The organism is Nonomuraea sp. NPDC049158, assembly GCF_040648335.1.
Classification (GTDB): Bacteria; Actinomycetota; Actinomycetes; order Streptosporangiales; family Streptosporangiaceae; genus Nonomuraea.
This window is the reverse complement of the sequence record NZ_JBEZDM010000059.1, coordinates 1-16,417: the sequence shown is the minus strand read 5'-3', so window position 1 is coordinate 16,417 and position 16,417 is coordinate 1. Positions and strand designations below refer to the sequence as shown.

The 16,417-nt window shown below is 69.6% G+C and carries 18 protein-coding genes and 1 riboswitch; of the genes, 11 read left to right on the top strand and 7 right to left on the bottom strand.

Annotated features, from left to right (window positions below; genetic code table 11):
• Window positions 1-28: 28 nt before the first annotated feature.
• Genes AB0B61_RS54405 through AB0B61_RS54390 form a run of 4 tightly spaced genes read left to right on the top strand, consistent with a single transcriptional unit; the run spans window position 29 to window position 3,955 of the window.
• Window positions 29-973, top strand: coding sequence for an ABC transporter permease (locus tag AB0B61_RS54405; protein ID WP_358449674.1), 945 nt, complete (start codon window positions 29-31; stop codon window positions 971-973).
• Window positions 966-1,904: an ABC transporter permease gene (locus tag AB0B61_RS54400; RefSeq protein ID WP_358449672.1), complete on the top strand. Its 939-nt coding sequence runs from the start codon at window positions 966-968 to the stop codon at window positions 1,902-1,904. The genes AB0B61_RS54405 and AB0B61_RS54400 overlap by 8 nt, the downstream gene beginning before the upstream one ends.
• 13 nt (window positions 1,905-1,917) lie before the next feature.
• Window positions 1,918-2,955 (top strand): ABC transporter ATP-binding protein, encoded by a 1,038-nt coding sequence (locus tag AB0B61_RS54395; RefSeq protein ID WP_358449670.1) that lies wholly within the window; start codon window positions 1,918-1,920, stop codon window positions 2,953-2,955.
• The gene (locus AB0B61_RS54390) at window positions 2,939-3,955 is read left to right on the top strand and encodes a dipeptide ABC transporter ATP-binding protein (protein ID WP_358449668.1); all 1,017 of its coding nucleotides are present in this window, start codon (window positions 2,939-2,941) and stop codon (window positions 3,953-3,955) included. The genes AB0B61_RS54395 and AB0B61_RS54390 overlap by 17 nt, the downstream gene beginning before the upstream one ends.
• Before the next feature lie 114 nt (window positions 3,956-4,069).
• Here the strand turns inward: AB0B61_RS54390 and AB0B61_RS54385 are convergent, their stop codons facing one another.
• The 5 genes from AB0B61_RS54385 to AB0B61_RS54365 all read right to left on the bottom strand — a co-directional run bounded on the left by AB0B61_RS54385 (window position 4,070) and on the right by AB0B61_RS54365 (window position 8,694).
• Window positions 4,070-5,269 (bottom strand): lipid-transfer protein, encoded by a 1,200-nt coding sequence (locus AB0B61_RS54385; RefSeq protein WP_358449666.1) that lies wholly within the window; start codon window positions 5,267-5,269, stop codon window positions 4,070-4,072.
• Window positions 5,251-5,655 (bottom strand): OB-fold domain-containing protein, encoded by a 405-nt coding sequence (locus tag AB0B61_RS54380; protein WP_358449664.1) that lies wholly within the window; start codon window positions 5,653-5,655, stop codon window positions 5,251-5,253. Before AB0B61_RS54380 ends, AB0B61_RS54385 begins: the two co-directional genes overlap by 19 nt.
• Before the next feature lie 26 nt (window positions 5,656-5,681).
• Complete coding sequence (locus AB0B61_RS54375) at window positions 5,682-7,055, bottom strand: S8 family serine peptidase (protein WP_358449662.1); 1,374 nt, start codon at window positions 7,053-7,055, stop codon at window positions 5,682-5,684.
• Window positions 7,052-7,717 carry a hypothetical protein gene (locus AB0B61_RS54370; protein WP_358449660.1) on the bottom strand — a complete coding sequence of 222 codons (666 nt, stop codon included), beginning with the start codon at window positions 7,715-7,717 and terminating at the stop codon, window positions 7,052-7,054. The genes AB0B61_RS54375 and AB0B61_RS54370 overlap by 4 nt, the downstream gene beginning before the upstream one ends.
• Before the next feature lie 170 nt (window positions 7,718-7,887).
• Window positions 7,888-8,694 (bottom strand): SAM-dependent chlorinase/fluorinase, encoded by an 807-nt coding sequence (locus AB0B61_RS54365; RefSeq protein ID WP_358449658.1) that lies wholly within the window; start codon window positions 8,692-8,694, stop codon window positions 7,888-7,890.
• 117 nt (window positions 8,695-8,811) lie between these two features.
• Between AB0B61_RS54365 and AB0B61_RS54360 the strand changes: the two genes are divergently transcribed.
• The 3 genes from AB0B61_RS54360 (at window position 8,812) to AB0B61_RS54350 (ending at window position 10,611) form a co-directional block, all read left to right on the top strand.
• Window positions 8,812-9,114, top strand: coding sequence for a DUF3263 domain-containing protein (locus AB0B61_RS54360; RefSeq protein ID WP_358449656.1), 303 nt, complete (start codon window positions 8,812-8,814; stop codon window positions 9,112-9,114).
• A 54-nt stretch (window positions 9,115-9,168) separates the two neighbouring features.
• On the top strand, window positions 9,169-9,975 hold the full coding sequence (gene otsB, locus AB0B61_RS54355) for a trehalose-phosphatase (protein ID WP_358449654.1): 807 nt from the start codon (window positions 9,169-9,171) through the stop codon (window positions 9,973-9,975).
• A 63-nt stretch (window positions 9,976-10,038) separates the two neighbouring features.
• Complete coding sequence (locus tag AB0B61_RS54350; protein ID WP_358449652.1) at window positions 10,039-10,611, top strand: hypothetical protein; 573 nt, start codon at window positions 10,039-10,041, stop codon at window positions 10,609-10,611.
• On the opposite strand, the gene AB0B61_RS54345 is transcribed toward AB0B61_RS54350, so the two are convergent.
• Window positions 10,589-11,752, bottom strand: a complete 1,164-nt coding sequence (locus tag AB0B61_RS54345; protein WP_358449650.1) for an MFS transporter — start codon at window positions 11,750-11,752, stop codon at window positions 10,589-10,591. The two genes, AB0B61_RS54350 and AB0B61_RS54345, sit on opposite strands and share 23 nt — an antisense overlap.
• Before the next feature lies 1 nt (window position 11,753).
• A complete protein-coding gene (locus tag AB0B61_RS54340; protein WP_358449648.1) occupies window positions 11,754-13,178 on the bottom strand; it encodes a trehalose-6-phosphate synthase in 1,425 nt (474 codons plus the stop codon).
• 31 nt (window positions 13,179-13,209) lie between these two features.
• On the opposite strand from AB0B61_RS54340, the gene AB0B61_RS54335 reads away from it, so the two are divergent.
• The 4 genes from AB0B61_RS54335 (at window position 13,210) to AB0B61_RS54320 (ending at window position 15,969) form a co-directional block, all read left to right on the top strand.
• On the top strand, window positions 13,210-13,764 hold the full coding sequence (locus AB0B61_RS54335) for an RNA polymerase sigma factor (RefSeq protein WP_225302531.1): 555 nt from the start codon (window positions 13,210-13,212) through the stop codon (window positions 13,762-13,764).
• 79 nt (window positions 13,765-13,843) lie between these two features.
• A riboswitch (SAM riboswitch) is annotated at window positions 13,844-13,984 on the top strand.
• A gap of 13 nt (window positions 13,985-13,997) precedes the next feature.
• Window positions 13,998-15,230, top strand: coding sequence for a threonine synthase (gene thrC / locus AB0B61_RS54330; RefSeq protein ID WP_358449646.1), 1,233 nt, complete (start codon window positions 13,998-14,000; stop codon window positions 15,228-15,230).
• 23 nt (window positions 15,231-15,253) lie between these two features.
• Window positions 15,254-15,529, top strand: a complete 276-nt coding sequence (locus AB0B61_RS54325; RefSeq protein ID WP_358449644.1) for a MoaD/ThiS family protein — start codon at window positions 15,254-15,256, stop codon at window positions 15,527-15,529.
• Window positions 15,530-15,768: 239 nt separating this feature from the next.
• The gene (locus tag AB0B61_RS54320) at window positions 15,769-15,969 is read left to right on the top strand and encodes a cold-shock protein (RefSeq protein WP_068927743.1); all 201 of its coding nucleotides are present in this window, start codon (window positions 15,769-15,771) and stop codon (window positions 15,967-15,969) included.
• Window positions 15,970-16,417: the final 448 nt, after the last annotated feature.

The window sequence follows — 16,417 nt, the reverse complement described above, 5'->3', positions numbered from 1 at the left end:
GCCTTCTTGGCATGTACGGGAGGCTTGAATGGGCCGTTATGTCATCCGGCGCCTGATCCAGGCGATACCAGTCCTGCTGGGCGCCACCCTCTTCATCTTCGTCATCGTCTTCGCGCTCCCTGGCGACCCCATCGCGGCGCTGGCCGGCGAGAAGAGACAAGATCCCAACATCGTGATGATCCTGCGGGATCAGTATCACCTCAACGATCCGGTGCTGGTGCAGTACGGGTACTACATCAGCAACATCTTCCTGCACGGCGACTTCGGCAGGACCTTCGCCGGTGTGCCCATCACGCAGTTGATGGCGGGCAAGTTCCAGGTCACGCTGAACCTGGCGCTCGTCGCCCTCGTCATGGAAGCGATCATCGGTGTCCTGCTCGGTCTGTGGGCGGCGCTGCGCCGCGGGCAGGCGATCGACACCATGATCCTGGCCGCGACGCTGCTGCTCATCTCCGTCCCGCCGCTGGTGACCGGCTTCGTGCTGCAGCTGTGGCTGGGCGTCTGGCTGAAGCAGACCGTGGGCACGGAGATCTTCCCGATCGCGGGAATCAACGCGGGGCTGAAATCGTACTTGCTCCCCGGATTCGTGCTGGCGGGTACGTCGATCGCGTATCTCACCCGGCTTACCAGAACAAGCCTGGTCGAGACCCTGAGATCCGACTACATCCGAACAGCGACCGCGAAGGGACTCTCCAGACGAAGAGTCATCGGCCGGCACGGGTTGCGTAACGCGCTGATCCCCCTGGTCACCTACCTGGGCGCCGACCTCGGCACGCTCATGGGCGGTGCGGTGATCACCGAGACGATCTTCAACATCCCGGGCATCGGCCTCCAGATCTACCAAGGCGTATACCTACGAGAGCAACCTATCGTCGTAGGTATCGTGACAATCCTGGTGCTGGTCTACATCGTGGCGAACCTGGTCGTGGACCTGTTGTACGCCGTGCTCGATCCGAGGATTCGCTATGAGTAACGACCCACAGGTCGGACCTGTGCAGACCGCCACCGCGCCGACCCCTCCGGACAAGCTCAAGAAGGAGGCGAAGCCGGCGAGTCTCTGGGGCGACGCCTTCTATGACCTGCGACGTCGGCCGATGTTCATCTTCTCGTGCGTCCTCATCGCGATCCTGCTGGTCATGTCGTTCTGGCCGTCGTTGTTCACCTCGATCAACCCCTTCGACGCCAAGACCTGCGAGCTGGCCACGGCCAGGCAGGGACCGAGCGCGGGCCACATCTTCGGCCGCGACAGCCTGGGCTGTGACGTCTACGCCAGGACGATCTACGGTGCGCGCAACTCGATCGTGATCGGCGTGAGCACCACCATCATCACGGCGATCGTCGGCGGACTGCTGGGTCTCCTCGCGGGTGCCCGCGGCGGAGCCGTCGACACGCTCACGTCCCGGATCACGGAGGTCTTCTTCGCGATTCCGTGGATCCTCGGCGCGCTGCTCATCTCGGCCACCTTCAGGGACGCCAACCTGGGCATCTGGATCGTGGTCATCGCGCTGGCCGTGCTGGCCTGGCCGATGACGTTCCGCATCATGCGGGCCGCCGTCATCACCGCCAGGAGCCAGGACTTCGTGGTCGCGGCCAGGGCCCTCGGCGCGAGCCAGAGCCGGGTCATGTTCGGGCACCTGCTGCCGAACGCGGTCGCCCCGGTGATCGTCATCGCGACGATCAACCTCGGCGGGTTCATCTCGGCCGAGGCGGCGCTGTCGTTCCTGGGAGTCGGGGTCCAGTCCCCGGACATCTCCTGGGGTCTGATGATCGCCGACGCTCGCAACCGGTTCCTGGAAGCGCCGTTGCCGCTCGTCTTCCCCGCCGTGTTCCTGAGCATCACGGTGCTCGCGTTCATCATGCTGGGCGACGCCGTACGCGACGCTCTCGACCCGAAGCTCAGGTAGGAAGGGGGTTCAAGTGAGAAAGGCATCAACGGACGTGTTGCCCGCCGAGGGAGGGCTGGGCGACGAGCCGCTGCTCGCCGTGGAGAATCTGCACGTGGAGTTCGCCACCCGCGCGGGCGTCGTGCGTGCGGTCAACGGGGTGAGCTACTCGCTCAGCCCCGGTGAGACTCTGGCCGTGCTGGGAGAGTCGGGTTCCGGCAAGTCCGTGACCGCCCAGGCGATCATGGGCATCCTGGACATGCCGCCGGCCCGCATCCCCAAGGGCGAGATCCGCTTTCGCGGCACCGACCTGCTGAAGCTCTCGGACGAGGCGCGCACCCAGGTGCGCGGCCAGCGGATCGCGATGGTGTTCCAGGACGCGCTGTCCGCGCTCAACCCGGTGTTCACCGTGGGCTGGCAGATCAGCGAGATGTTCCGGGTGCACCGTGGCCTGTCCAAGCGCGACGCCTACAACAAGGCGGTCGAGCTGATGGACAAGGTGCGCATCCCGGCCGCCAGGCAGCGCGTCAACGACTATCCGCACCAGTTCTCCGGAGGTATGCGCCAGCGCATCATGATCGCCATGTCGATCGCGCTGGACCCCGAGGTGCTGATCGCGGACGAGCCGACCACCGCGCTCGACGTGACGGTTCAGGCCCAGATCATGGAGCTGCTCGCCGAACTCCAGCGCGAGAGCAACATGGGCATGATCCTCATCACGCACGACCTCGGCGTCGTGGCCGACGTCGCCGACAAGATCGCGGTCATGTACGGCGGGCGCATCGTCGAGAACGCCAGCGTGCACGACATCTACAAGACCCCCGCCCACCCCTACACCAAGGGGTTGCTGGAGTCGATCCCCCGGGTCGACCTCAAGGGCCAGGAGCTGTACGCGATCAAGGGCCTGCCGCCCAACCTGCTCGACATGCCGACCGGCTGCGCCTTTCATCCGCGATGCCCGTATCGCCAGGACAACTGCGTGACGGACAACCCCCCGCTCTACGAGATCAGCGGCTCGCGCAGCAGCGCCTGTCACTACTGGAGGGAGGTCCTCGATGGCGACCAAGGGTGAGCGGATTCTCGAGGTCCGGGACCTGGTCAAGCACTTCCCGCTGACCCAGGGCATCCTGTTCAAGAAGCAGATCGGCGCGATCAAGGCAGTTGACGGCGTCTCGTTCGACCTCAACAGGGGCGAGACGCTGGGCATCGTGGGCGAGTCGGGTTGCGGCAAGTCCACGCTGGCCAAGGTGCTCATGGCGCTGGAGCGGCCGACCTCCGGTTCGGTGACGATCAACGGCCGGGACATCGCCAAGGCCAAGGGCGCCGAGCTCAAGCGGATGCGGCGCAACATCCAGATGGTGATGCAGGATCCGTACACCTCCCTGAATCCCCGGATGACGGTCGGCGACATCATCGGCGAGCCGTTCGACATCCACACCGAGGTCGCCCCCAAGGGCGACCGCCGCCGCAAGGTGCAGGAGCTGCTGGAGGTCGTGGGGCTCAACCCCGACCACATCAACCGCTACCCGCACCAGTTCTCGGGCGGGCAGCGTCAGCGCATCGGCATCGCCCGTGGTCTGGCGCTCCAGCCGGAGATCATCGTCTGCGACGAGCCGGTCTCCGCGCTCGACGTGTCGATCCAGGCCCAGGTCATCAACCTGCTGGAGCGGCTGCAGAACGAGTTCGACCTGGCGTACATCTTCATCGCCCACGACCTGTCGGTGGTGCGCCACATCTCCGACCGGGTCGCGGTGATGTACCTGGGCAAGGTCGTCGAGCTCGGTAAGGACACCGAGATCTACGACAAGCCCGCCCATCCGTACACGCAGGCGCTGCTGTCGGCCGTGCCGGTCCCCGACCCCGAGGGCCGCGAGCAGCGTGAGCGGATCATTCTCCAGGGCGACCCGCCGTCGCCCGCCAACCCGCCGTCGGGCTGCCGCTTCCGCACCCGCTGCTGGAAGGCGCAGGAGATCTGCGCTGAGGAGGAGCCGCTGCTGCAGATCCGGCCGGGGACGGGGCACGAGAGTGCCTGTCACTTCGCCGAGACGCACGACGTGGTTCACGTCGGCTGATCACCGACTGGTCAGCGACGCCAAGGCCCTCCGCGGGAGCTTTCCGCGGAGGGCCTTGGCGATTGTACGGGGAGCTTTTGCGGGTGTACGCGGGTCGCTGTGACGGCGAGCCGGTCAGCGGGTGGCTATGACCGCCGAGCCGTGGCCGAACAGGCCCTGGTTGGCGGCCAGGCCGACCCTGGCGCCCTCGACCTGACGTTCGCCCGCCCGGCCGCGCAACTGCCGGGTCAGCTCGCAGACCTGGGCGATGGCCTGGGCGGGGATGGCCTCGCCGAACGAGGCGAGCCCGCCCGAGGGGTTCACCGGCACGCGCCCGCCGAGCGCGGTGTCGCCGGCCCGCAGCAGCTTGGCGGCCTCGCCGGGTGGGCAGAGGCCCACGTCCTCGATCCAGTCCAGTTCGAGGGCCGTGGACAGGTCGTACACCTCGGCGAACGAGACGTCGCCCGGCCCGACGCCCGCCTCCTCGTAGGCGGCGTGCGCGATGGCGGCCCTGAAGGGGCGTTCCGGAGGGGGTACGGCGGCGGAGGAGTCGGTCGCGAAGTTCGGCAGCTCCAGGACCGTGTTGGGGAACGTGGGCGTCACCGTCGAGACCGCGGCGATGCGCACCGGGTCGGCCACGCCCAGCCGGCGGGCGTACTCCGGCGAGGCCAGCACCAGCGCGGCGCCGCCGTCCGAGGTCGCGCAGATGTCCATGAGGCGCAGGGGGTCGGCCACCATGGGCGAGGCCAGGACCTCCTCGGCCGTGACGGTCTTGCGGTAGCGGGCCATCGGGTTCAGCGAACCGGCCAGGGAGTTCTTGACCTTGACGGCGGCGAAGTCGTCGGTGGTCTCGCCGTACAGGGCCAGCCGCCTACGCGCATAAAGCCCGAAATATGCGGGATTAGTGGCACCGAGTAGTCGGAACCGCAGCCAGTCGGGGTCGTCCGGGCGGTCGCCGCCGACCGGCTTGAAGAAGCCCTTGGGCGTGGCGTCCGCGCCCACCACCAGCGCCACGTCGCAGAGCCCCGCCATGATCCGGGTGCGCGCGATGTCGATCGCCTGCGCCCCCGACGCGCACGCCGCGTAGCAGGAGGCGATGCGGGCGCCGGACCAGCCGAGGGCCTGGGCGTAGGTGGATCCGGCGACGAACCCCGGGTAGCCGTTCCTGATCGTGTCGGCGCCCACCAGGAACTGGACGTCGGTCCAGGCGATTCCGGCCTCCCGCAGCGCCTCCCGGGCCGCCGCGACGCCGTACTCCGCGAACGGCCTGCCCTGCTTGCCCCACGGGTGCATGCCCGTGCCGAGCACCACGACGCTCACGACGCGCGCCCCCACATCCACACCAGGGGTCCGTCGGCCAGCGGGCCGTGGGTGAGCTCGACCTCCATGCCGACCTCCAGCTCGTCCACCGTGAGGTCCTTGACCTGCCCCAGCACCACGATGCCCGCGCCGGCCAGCTCCACCGCCGCCAGCGTCACGGGCGTGTACGGCTCGGCGGCCACGAACGGCTCGGGCGGCGGGTAGGCGGCGCTCGTGTACGACCAGACGCGGCCGCGTCTCGGCAGCCTGGTCTCCTCCATGGACTCCCCGTCGCAGTGCGGGTTGCGGCAGAACCCGCGCTGCGGCGGGAAGCAGACCGTGCCGCACGCCGCGCACCGGGTGCCGATCAGGTGGGTGCCGGCGTCCTCGATGACGAACCAGCCGTCGATCGCAAGGCTCATAGGGAGGAGTATCGCACAAGCGCTTGCTAGGTTACATCCCTCCCGCGCCACCGGTGCCGGACGAGCACCCGGGCCGACATGGCCGCCGTCAGCAGCACCATGCCGAGCACCACCGGCAGCCGCGACGACGGCGCCTGGGACGCCGGCGGCCGGGAGGCCGGGCCGTCGCCGAAGTAGCCGCCGGTCCCCACACCGCCCCCGGCGGACGCGGTGGCGGGCCTCGCCAGGCGATCGGCCGCGCGCAGGGCGAGCAGCGCGTTGGCGACTCCGTGCCCGTACGAGCGGTTGTAGCCGTCGGCGGGCCGCCGCCTGGTGCCCTGCTCGATGGCCGTCCGCACGTGGTACGGCGACAGGTCGGGGTACATCGCCTTGATCAGCGCGGCGATGCCCGCCACCATGGCCGCGGCCGAGCTCGTCCCGTCGCCGACCACGTACGAGTCGGCGCCGTCGGCGGTCACGATGCCGGTCCCCGGCGCGACCACCGAGAGGTAGTCCTGGCGGTTGGAGAAGGGCGCCACCTCCATCCGCCGGTCGACCGCGCCCACGGCGATCACGCCGGGGTAGGCGGCGGGGAAGTTCTTCTTGTTGGTCGTGTCGCCGTCGTTGCCGGACGAGGCCACCAGCACGGCGCCGCGGCTGATGGCGTACTGGACGGCCTCCTCCTCGGCGGCCGAGCCCTCCCAGGAGCCGCTGCCGCCGCCGAGCGACATGCTGATGACGTCGGCGCCGTGGTCGACCGCGTAGCGGATGCCTCTGGCCAGGGCGTCGCGGCCGCCGGCGTGCTGCTTCTGGCGGAGCGGGTCGCCGTTCTCCAGCGTGACCCTGACGGACAGCACGCGGGCGGCGGGCGCGACCCCGATGACCCCGCTGTCCGCGTTACCGCCGACGGCTGTCACGCTCGCCGCTTGGCCCACTACTGTCCCGCCTATTGTGTGATCGCCTGCTCTGGGGCCGCCCACCGCAGGGCTGCCTGCTGTCCTGCGGGCCACGGTCGGGCCGTCCGGTGCTCCGCCCTTCGCCGCCAGGCTGTTCGTCGCCGGAGCGCTGTGGCCGTGGCCGTGGCCGGCGATGAGGCTGGCCATGGCGGTGCCGTGGTGGCCCCACATGGCGGGCTCCCCGGCGTCGCCGGTCAGGTCGGGGCCGGCGACCACCGCGCCGGCCAGGTCGGGGTGGCGGGCGTTCACGCCGGTGTCCAGCACGGCGACCAGCACGCCGGCGCCCTGGCTCAGCTTCCACGCCTCGGGCAGGCGCAGGGTGGTCAGCTGCCACTGGCCGGCCCGCGCCGCCGAGCCCACGTCGTCGGAGGCGCTCGGTCCCGCCCCGGCCACCAGGACCCCCGCCGCCAGCGGCCCGGCCACCAGCAGGCCCACCGCCAGGGTTCCGGCGAGTGGCCTGATCATCTGGTCAGGCTTCCGTACAGGGCCGTGGCCAGCCGGCGGGCGGTGTCGCCAAGGCGTCTGGCGACGAGCTCGCCCGGCTGGTACGGCCGGCCGTCCGCGTACCCGGCGGCCGTCGCCACGACGTAGGCGTCGTTCGACGAGATCAGCGCGCCGGTGACGTACTGCGACTCGCCGAACCGCTCGGCCGGCCCACCGGGAAAGGCCACCGGCCGCACGGTCGGCAGCCGCCCCGCGCCGGTCCCTGACCGCCCATCGGGCAGCGGGCCGGTGCCGGTCTCTGGCGATCCGGCCGGCAGGTAGCCGGCGAGCGTCAGCGGGAGGTCGTCCGTCAGGCGGTCAAGGGGCCGGAGGGCGTCAGGGCCGGTCAGTACGGCGATGCCGACCGTCGCCACGAACGTCTGCGTGCTGTCCGCGTACGTGGCGCGCAAGGCCGTGACGCACCCGCGCAGCAGCCGCGCGACCCCGGGCTGGAAGGCCACCCGGCACGGCGACTCCGGGGCGACGCCGGCCAGGACGTAGGTCACACGGGCCCCGGAGGGGCTGGTGCCGGGCACGGAGCTCGGGAACACCCTGGCCACCGGCCACGCGTGCCAGCGCTCCGGCACGGGTGGCTCCGACGACGGCAGGGCCGCGGACAGTAAAGAGAGCAGCACAACAGACAAAGGGAACACGTGCACCTCGCGGGCAGGGGAGGGGTCGCCCGATGCCCGTGCATTCTGACACGCGATCGACGGTCCAATCTGACGCTTCGGTAAACAGACCGATACGCGGTGTAATTTCCTTTTGGCGGCTTTCGTCTCGGCGGGCGGCCGAGCGCCGCACATGGGCCCTGTCAGGGCGAGGGCGAGAGCCGCACATGGGCGCCCGGTGGCAGGCCGAGGCGCTGGGCCGCGTCGCCCGAGTTCACGGCTATGGCGATCAGCCCGGCCGAGTCCGCGAAGGCAACCAACTCACCCGGCGGCACGGCCGCGAACGTCTCCCGGTACGGCAGCGCCAGCTGCCTGCGCCCCAGCCAGACCCCGAGCGTGTCCCCGATCCGCACGCCCAGCGCCGCCAGGTCGCCCGCCGCGATCGACAGCTGGGTGTTGCCGTAACGGTCGACCGAGACCACCTCACCCTCGACGGCCCCCTGGCGTAGCTTCGAGGTCGGCTCCGGCAGCGAGACCAGCCGCGAGAGCGGCACCTCGGGTCCCAGCTCGGCCGGTTTGAGCCCGCCGCACAGCCGCCCGGCGACCGGCGAGAACACGTCCCGCCCGTGGAAGGTCGGTGAGACCGGATGCAGGAAGTAGTCGGCGTTGCTGATCTCGTAGGCCGCCTCCGCCCCGCCGCTGGCGTGCATGGCCCACGACAGGAGCCCGTTGTCGGGGCCGATGAAGACCCGCCCGCCCGCCTCCACGGCGACCGCCCGCCTGGCCCCGCCCGCGCCGGGGTCGACCGCCCCGATGTGTACGCCCTTCGGGAGATAGGGGATGGTCTGGGAGAGTATGGCGGCGCCGCGCCGTACATCGCCCGACGGGATCAGGTGGCACACGTCGATCACCCTGGCCTCGGGGGCGATCCCGGCTATCACCCCATGACAGGCGGCCACATAGCCATCTTCGAGCCCGTAGTCGGTGAGAAGTGTGATGACTGAGGTCACATTTGGTGACTGTACGTCTCTCAATCCGCCGTGAACACCCGCACTCGGCACATTACGATTGGCACGGGCCCGCGTGCCCACGATGTGATCGTCGCGCGCCCTCCCGAGGAGGACACCATGGACACTGCACCGGTCAGCGGTGACAGTGCTGCCCAGGAACCGTCCAGACAACCCCTCTCCGAACGCGATCTCGAACTCCTCGCCTTCGAGCGCCACTGGTGGCGTTACGCGGGTGCGAAGGAGCAGGCCATCAAGGAGACCTTCGGGTTCTCCGCCACCCGCTACTACCAGCTCCTCGGCGAGCTGATCGATCGGCCGGAGGCGCTCCAGCAGGATCCGATGCTGGTCAAGCGGCTGCGCCGGCTGCGTTCGACGCGTCAGCGCGAGCGCGCCGCCCGACGGTTTGGCATGCGCCCCTGACCTGCTGGGTAAGGCAGGCGCGTGAAGAACATCAGACAAACGGGATCACCCGGCATGGAAGCGATCCTGAAGGATCCGGCGGGAGCCGTGATCGGGCTCGACTTCGACGGCACCCTCGCGCCGATCGTGGCCGATCCCGCCTCCGCCAGGATCCATCCGGAAGCAGCGCCCGTACTCGCCGAGCTGGGCGGGTACGTCAACGCGGTGGCGATCGTGACCGGCCGGCCGGTGGCCACGGCTCTGCGGCTCGGGTCCGGCCTGGCTGACGTGCCGGGCTCGACCGACGTGCCCGGCCTGGCCGACGTGCCCGGCCTGGTGGTGCTGGGGCATTACGGGTTCGAGCGCTGGGAGGACGGCCGGGTCTCGGCGCCGCCGCCCCCGCCCGGCGTGCTCGAGGCCGAGGCCGAGCTGCAACTGCTGCTCGTCTCCCTCGGCGTGAAAGGCGTGGCGATCGAGGACAAGGGCCGGGCGGTCGCCGTGCACACCCGGCGCAGCGCCGACCCCGAGGGCACGCTGGAGGCCCTGCGCGAGCCGCTGGCCGCGCTGGCGAACAAGCACGGGCTGGTCGTCGAGCCCGGCCGCCTGGTGCTCGAACTGCGGCCGCCGGGCATGGACAAGGGGCACGCGCTCGGCCTGTTCCTGGCCGAGCGGGCGGCCAGGTCGGTCATGTTCGTCGGCGACGACCTCGGCGATCTGGCGGCCTTCGACGCGGTCAGGAACTCAGGATTGCCGGGGGTGAACGTGTGCAGCGGCTCGGCCGAGGTGACCGCGCTGGCCGAGCGGGCCGACATCGTGGTGGACGGCCCCGACGGCGTGGTGGCCCTGCTGCGGGAGCTCGCGTCGGCTTTCAAGGGGCACTGATTCGCGCTAACTCGCCGACAAGTACGCAACCCGCGTGCAAGCGCGCGCCGGTACGGTCGCGGGATGTCGAAGAGATACCTCGCCGTGGCGGGCCTGTCCGTGGCCGCCGCCCTCCTCGTCCCGGCCGCCCCTGTCCTGGCGAGCACCGCGAACCATCCGCTCAAGCTGCGCCAGGGGCTGACGCTGTCCCTTCCGAGCTCATGGAAGGTGTACGGCAAGGGCGACTGGATCCATGTCGTCACCGGCAAGTGCGCCAAGCCCAAGGGGGAGTACTTCACGCCGGAGTGCCGCGGCTTCTGGGTGCTCGGGCCCGCGGCCATCAAGGTGGGTCACGAGCTCAATCCGTACACGCCCGACCAGCCCTTCTACTCGGCGACCGACGTGGAGCCCTGCCCGCTCAACCGCAAGTGGGGCCAGACGTTCAACGGCGCGGCGGCCAAGGGGCTGCGCCAGGTCGGGCCCGGTCACAAGGCGTACTACCGCGCGTGGAAGGGCACCTGCGTCACCGGGACGGGCAAGAAGCGGGCCGCCTTCGTGCAGCGGGAGTGGTATCTGCCCAAGAGCGGCGTGCTCGTCGTCGACTCATGGAACACCCCCGGCCTGCCCGGCGTGCTCAAGCGCGCGGCCTGGCGATGAGCACCCCGCCGGCGGCCAGGGCGATGAGGACGGGGACCAGCAGGAACGCGTTCCAGGTGCCGAAGCCGTCGGCGAGCGCGCCGAGCGCGAGCGGGCCGAGGGCCATCGCGGACCCGGCCCAGATCGGAGCCGCTGCACCGGCCCGGTCGGGCCGGTCGCCCGCGTGCGTGATCAGCGCGGCCAGCGCGAGCGGGAAGTGCAGGGAGGCGCCGAGCCCGCTGAGCGCGAGACCCGCGTAGGACAGGACGGGCCAGGTGCTCAACCAGAAGAGCAGCCAGCCCACCGCGGTGACCGCCAGCGCGCCCAGGAAGAGCCGCGCGGGCGCCAGGCGTAAGGCCAGGTACGCGCCGGCGAAGCGGCCCGCCGCCAGCCCGGCCAGGAACGCGGTCAGCCCGGTGGCCGCCGCGGCCGCGCTCAGGCCGGTGCGCGCGGCGAACAGCTCGGCGGCCCACAAGTTGAACGAGAACTCCAGCGCCACGCAGCAGCACAGCACGCCGCCCGCCAGGTGGAAGCGCCATCCGGGCGGCGCCGGTCGCTCGTCGATGGGCGAGGCCGCCACGGTCGTGGCCGGGGGCCAGACCCGCGCCATCGTCACGGCCAGCAGCGCGGTGAGCGCGGGGGTCAGGAGCAGCGCGGCCCGCCAGCCGAGCGCGGTCTGCGCGACCGCGCTGAGCAGGAAGGTCGCCGCCACGCCCACCACGACGCCGACGGCGTTCGCCTCGCTCAGCGCGGCCGGCCCGGCCGGCCCGTGGTGCTCGCTGAGGGCGGCCATGGCGCTGTAGAGGGCGATCGAGCCGAAGCCGCCGGCCACGCCATAGCCGAGCAGCGTCAGGGGCAGCGCGGAGAACAGGATGACCAGGAGCACGCCCGCGTTCATCCCGGCCAGGCCGATCCAGGTGGTGGCCCGCCTGCCGTAACGCCTGGTGAGGAGCGGGAGGGAGAGACCGGCCAGGATCGTGCCCGCGGCCATCGCGGTGCCGTGCAGGCCGGCGACCGTGCCGGAGGTCTGTTGCTGGAGGCGGAGGAGCGGCAGGGCCGCGCTCAGGCCGTAGACGAACGTGGCGAACGTACCGAGGATCAGGTAGATCAGCCAGGTCGGCCGGTCCCTGGTCAGCCGGGTGCTCTCTGAGATCGCCGACATGCTAGGCCAGCGCGTCCAGCTGGGCGGCGAACCACTTCTGCGGCGGGAGCGCGGTGGCCGCGGCCTCCAGCCGATCGCGGCGGCTCATGCGCTCCTCCTCGGGCATGACCAGCGCGTCGTGCAGCGCGACGGCCGTGCCGCTCACGTCGTAGGGGTTGACCATGAGCGCGTGCGGGCCCAGCTCGGCCGCCGCGCCCGCCTCGCGCGACAGCACCAGCGCGGCCCGCGGCGACAGGATCGGGCCCTCCTTGGCCACCAGGTTCATGCCGTCGCGGATCGGGTTGACCAGCAGCACGTCGGCCAGCCGATAGGCGGCCAGCGAGCGCGGGTAGTCGTCGTTGACGTTGAGTATCAGCGGGTCCCAGTCCTCGGTGCCGAACTCGTCCTCGATCTCCTGGGCGCAGCGCTGCACCGAGGCGGTGTATTCGCGGTATTCGGGCAGGTCGTGCCGGCTGGGATAGGCGAAGGCCAGGTGCACCACCCGGCCGTGCCACTCCGGATGGGCCAGCAGGAACTCCCGGTAGGCCACCAGCCCGCGGACGATGTTCTTGGACAGCTCGGTGCGGTCGATGCGGACGATCAGCCGGCGGTCGCCGACCTGCTCCCTGATCGCGGCGATGTTGGACTCGACGTCGGGCTCGTGGGCCCGGGCCCACAGCGCCTCGCCGTCGACGCCGAGGCCGTGCACGCCGATGCGGGTGGTCCTGCCCTCGTGGGTGACCGTACGGCCGGCCCGGTCGACCTCCGCGCCCAGCAGGGCGCGGCAGCAGTCCATGAACGCCCCCGCCCAGCGTTCGGTGAGGAAGCCGGCGTGGTCGGCGCCCAGGATGCCTTCGAGCACCTCGCGCGCGACGTCGTCGGGCAGCAGCGAGAAGTATTCGGGCGGCGCCCACGGCGTGTGGCTGAAGTGCGCGATGCGCAGGTCGGGCCGCTCGGCGCGGAGCATCGCCGGGGTCAGCGTGAGGTGGTAGTCCTGGACCATCACCCGGGCCTCGTGCCCGGCCTCCTCGGCCAGCGCCAGCGCGAACGCGCCGTTGTAGTCGCGGTAGGACTCCCACTCGCGCTCGAACCTGGTGCCGAACAACGGCGCGTTGGGAGTGTCGTAGAGCAGGTGGTTGACGAACCACAACGTGGAGTTGGCCACGGCGTTGTAGGCGCGGTGGAAGGTGGCCGGCGGGATGTCGAGCATCCGCAGCGCGCCGGTGTCGTAGCCGGCGTGGTCGAGCCTGCCACCGGGCGCCTGGCGTACGGCACCGCGGTCACCGTCGGACAAAGCAGCGCAGACCCACAGCACGCCGTCGTCCTTCAGGACCCCGGAGAGGCCGGACACCAAGCCGCCACCGCCACGCTTCATGGTCAGCACACCGTCGTCGGAGACGGTGAACGAGACGGGTCCTCTGTTAGAGGCGACCAGGACGCTGTTCATTAAAGCTCCCTCCGACCATAGGATCCCAGCTATGGCGCTTGATGACCTAACCGAGGAACTGGCCCGCTCCGCCGCTGCCGGAGATCATCGCGCACTGGGTGAGCTCCTGAAGCGGATCGAACCCGATGTGTTGCGCCATTGCGCCCGCATCCTGCCCTATCACCAGGATGCGGAAGAGGCTTCCCAGGACACCCTGCTGGCCGTGGCGCGCAACATCGGGCGCTTCGAGGGGCGGGCCAGGTTCAGCACCTGGCTGCACATCGTGACGGCCAACTGCGCCCGTACGACCTACCGCACGCTGAAGCGCCGCTCGGCCGAGCAGACCTCCGACGAGCTCCCCATGCAGAAGCCCGACGCGCGGCGGGTCAGTGTGATCGCCGGCTCGCGGCTCGACCTGCTCGACGCGATGGAGTCGCTGGAGGCCAGCAAGCCCGACCTGGCCCAGGCCCTCGTGCTGCGCGACATCGTGCAGCTCGACTACAACGAGGTCGCCGAGCAGCTCGGCATCCCGCTCGGCACCGCGAAGTCGCGCATCCACCAGGCGCGCAAGTACGTGCAGGGCGTCCTGGGGGAGGACTATCGCTGAGACCGTACGTCTCGCTTCGTGAGACGGTTGGTGGCTTGACGCGCCTGGCCAGGTAGAGTCAGGCCAAACAACTGAATATTGCTCATCCAGAGGGGTGGAGGGACCGGCCCTGCGAAGCCCCGGCAACCCTCCCGGATTCAGACTCGCGACAGGGCGAGGCCGACCGGGACAGGTGCCAATTCCGGTCTGCGGTCAAGGTGGCCGCAGGCGAAGATGAGGGAAGGCCTCGCTTCATGTCGCACGACTTCGGACCCGCTGTAGCCCTTTCTTGCCGCGAGTGCGGCACCCGTTACGACCTCGGTCCCAGCTTCGCCTGCCTGGAGTGTTTCGGGCCGCTCGAAGCGGCCTACTCCTTCGGTGACGTCACCCGGAAGGACATCGAGTCCGGCCCCGCCAACATCTGGCGCTACCGCTCGCTGCTCCCCGTGCCCGTCGACGTCGCCACCAAGCCGAACATGAACCCCGGCTGGACCAAGCTCGTCAAGGCCGGCAACCTCGGCCGCGCCCTGGGCATCAAGTCCCTGTACGTCAAGGACGACTCGGGCAATCCCACCCACTCCTTCAAGGACCGGGTGGTGGCCATCGCCGTCGAGGCGGCGCGTAACTTCGGCTTCCACACCCTTTCCTGCTCCTCCACCGGCAACCTCGCGGGCGCGGTCACGGCCGCCGCCGCCAGGGCCGGGCTGGACGCCTGCGTGTTCATCCCGGCCGGGCTGGAGCAGGCCAAGATCGCCATGGCCCGGGTGTTCGGCGGCAAGCTGGTCGCGATCGACGGCTCCTACGACGAGGTCAACCGGTTCTGCTCCGAGCTCATCGGCGACCCGCTGGGCGACAAGTGGGGCTTCGTCAACGTCAACCTGCGGCCCTACTACGCCGAGGGCTCCAAGACGCTCGCCTACGAGATCGCCGAGCAGCTCGGCTGGCGGCTGCCCGAGCAGATCATCATCCCGGTGGCCTCCGGCTCCCAGCTCACCAAGATCGACAAGGGCTTCAAGGAGCTGATCGCGCTCGGCCTGGTCGAGGACCGGCCCTACAAGATCTTCGCCGCGCAGGCCAAGGGCTGCTCTCCCGTGTCGACCGCGTACAAGGCCGGCCACGACGTGGTCCAGCCGGTCAAGCCCGACACCATCGCCAAGTCGCTGGCCATCGGCAACCCCGCCGACGGCCCGTACGTGCTCGACATCGCCCGCCGCACCGGCGGGGCGGTGGAGGACGTCACGGACCCCGAGATCGTCGCCGCCATCAAGCTGCTGGCCTCCACGGAGGGCATCTTCGCCGAGACGGCCGGCGGCGTCACCGTGGGAGTGCTGAAGAAGCTCGTCGAGACCGGGCAGCTCGACCCGGAGGCGGAGACCGTGGTGCTCAACACCGGTGACGGACTCAAGACGCTCGACGCCGTCGCCGACGACGCCCAGCCCACGGCAGTGATCCGGCCCTCGCTCGACGCGTTCCGCGCGGCTGTCTGACAACCAGGAAAGGCAAGTTAATCATGAGCGTTTCTGTGCGGATTCCCACCATTCTGCGCACCTACACCGGTGGTAACGCGGAAGTGAGTGGGGAGGGCGCGACTCTCCGTGACGTGCTGGCGAAGCTCGACTCCGACTACCCCGGTATCGGTGCGAGAATTCTGGATGAATCGGGCAAGATTCGTCGTTTTGTCAACGTTTATGTTGGCGAAGAGGATGTCCGTTTTGTCGACGGACTTGACACGCCCGCCCCCGAAGGCGTGCAGATCTCCATCATCCCGGCGGTCGCCGGAGGGTAGTCACCCGCTCACTTAAGAAGGCGCTCCCATCTGGGGCGCCTTCTGTTTTTTCCGACAATTCAACGTTGAACGACTCACTCGCCGATGAAATGCGTAATTTGTTGATTGACTCTGTTGCCAAACGCTGTACCACAGGTATGGTCGAGGGCGATCGTCTGGTGATTTCTCCATATGTCAGGCGATTGAGGGTCTCGCGTAGGAATGGGCGGGATCTAAGAGCCCAGTAAGAGGAGTCGGAAGTGGCGCAGGGCACCGTCAAGTGGTTCAACGCGGACAAGGGCTACGGCTTCATCGCGGTAGACGGTGGCAAGGATGTATTCGTCCATTACTCAGCGATCATGATGGATGGCTATCGCTCGCTCGAACAAGGCCAGCGCGTCGAGTTCGAGATCACGCAGGGGCAGAAGGGCCCCCAAGCGGAGTCCGTGCGAGCGGTCTGAAATCACGAAGCTGGTATGTACCGGCAGGTCGCACGGCAGCGCAGTCCGGGCGAAACCGCCACTCATCCTTCGTCGACTCGGCTACGGCGGGTCCGGACGGGCCCGCCGTACTGACTGACCTGGGCATGCGGGTGTCTCAGCTTGCACTCGGCAGGGTAGAGTGCTAAACAGTTCGTTGGCACTCTCTGTTCGAGAGTGCCAACACTGGATCGGGACGATGGGGTCTGCCGAACGGAGATGCAGGCCCATGCCGTCGCGGGCGTCGGCTCGGTCCATTGAAGCCACCCTGCATCTGGGAGGTCTAGCCTTATGGCAGCCAAGATGATCGCGTTTGACGAGGACGCCCGGCGCGGTCTCGAGCGCGGCATGAACCAGCTGGCCGACGCGGTCAAGGTGACCCTGGGTCCCAAGGGCCGCAACGTCGTGCTGGAGAAGAAGTGGGGCGCTC

What these genes read in the sequence shown, in the direction of transcription:
- AB0B61_RS54405 (WP_358449674.1), top strand. Translation starts at nt 29, where the DNA reads ATGGGCCGTTATGTCATCCGGCGCCTGATCCAGGCGATACCAGTCCTG.
- AB0B61_RS54400 (WP_358449672.1), top strand. Translation starts at nt 966, where the DNA reads ATGAGTAACGACCCACAGGTCGGACCTGTGCAGACCGCCACCGCGCCG.
- AB0B61_RS54390 (WP_358449668.1), top strand. Translation starts at nt 2,939, where the DNA reads ATGGCGACCAAGGGTGAGCGGATTCTCGAGGTCCGGGACCTGGTCAAG.
- AB0B61_RS54380 (WP_358449664.1), bottom strand. Translation starts at nt 5,655, where the DNA reads ATGAGCCTTGCGATCGACGGCTGGTTCGTCATCGAGGACGCCGGCACC.
- AB0B61_RS54375 (WP_358449662.1), bottom strand. Translation starts at nt 7,055, where the DNA reads ATGATCAGGCCACTCGCCGGAACCCTGGCGGTGGGCCTGCTGGTGGCC.
- AB0B61_RS54360 (WP_358449656.1), top strand. Translation starts at nt 8,812, where the DNA reads ATGGACACTGCACCGGTCAGCGGTGACAGTGCTGCCCAGGAACCGTCC.
- otsB (WP_358449654.1), top strand. Translation starts at nt 9,169, where the DNA reads ATGGAAGCGATCCTGAAGGATCCGGCGGGAGCCGTGATCGGGCTCGAC.
- AB0B61_RS54350 (WP_358449652.1), top strand. Translation starts at nt 10,039, where the DNA reads ATGTCGAAGAGATACCTCGCCGTGGCGGGCCTGTCCGTGGCCGCCGCC.
- AB0B61_RS54345 (WP_358449650.1), bottom strand. Translation starts at nt 11,752, where the DNA reads ATGTCGGCGATCTCAGAGAGCACCCGGCTGACCAGGGACCGGCCGACC.
- AB0B61_RS54340 (WP_358449648.1), bottom strand. Translation starts at nt 13,178, where the DNA reads ATGAACAGCGTCCTGGTCGCCTCTAACAGAGGACCCGTCTCGTTCACC.
- AB0B61_RS54335 (WP_225302531.1), top strand. Translation starts at nt 13,210, where the DNA reads ATGGCGCTTGATGACCTAACCGAGGAACTGGCCCGCTCCGCCGCTGCC.
- thrC (WP_358449646.1), top strand. Translation starts at nt 13,998, where the DNA reads ATGTCGCACGACTTCGGACCCGCTGTAGCCCTTTCTTGCCGCGAGTGC.
- AB0B61_RS54325 (WP_358449644.1), top strand. Translation starts at nt 15,254, where the DNA reads ATGAGCGTTTCTGTGCGGATTCCCACCATTCTGCGCACCTACACCGGT.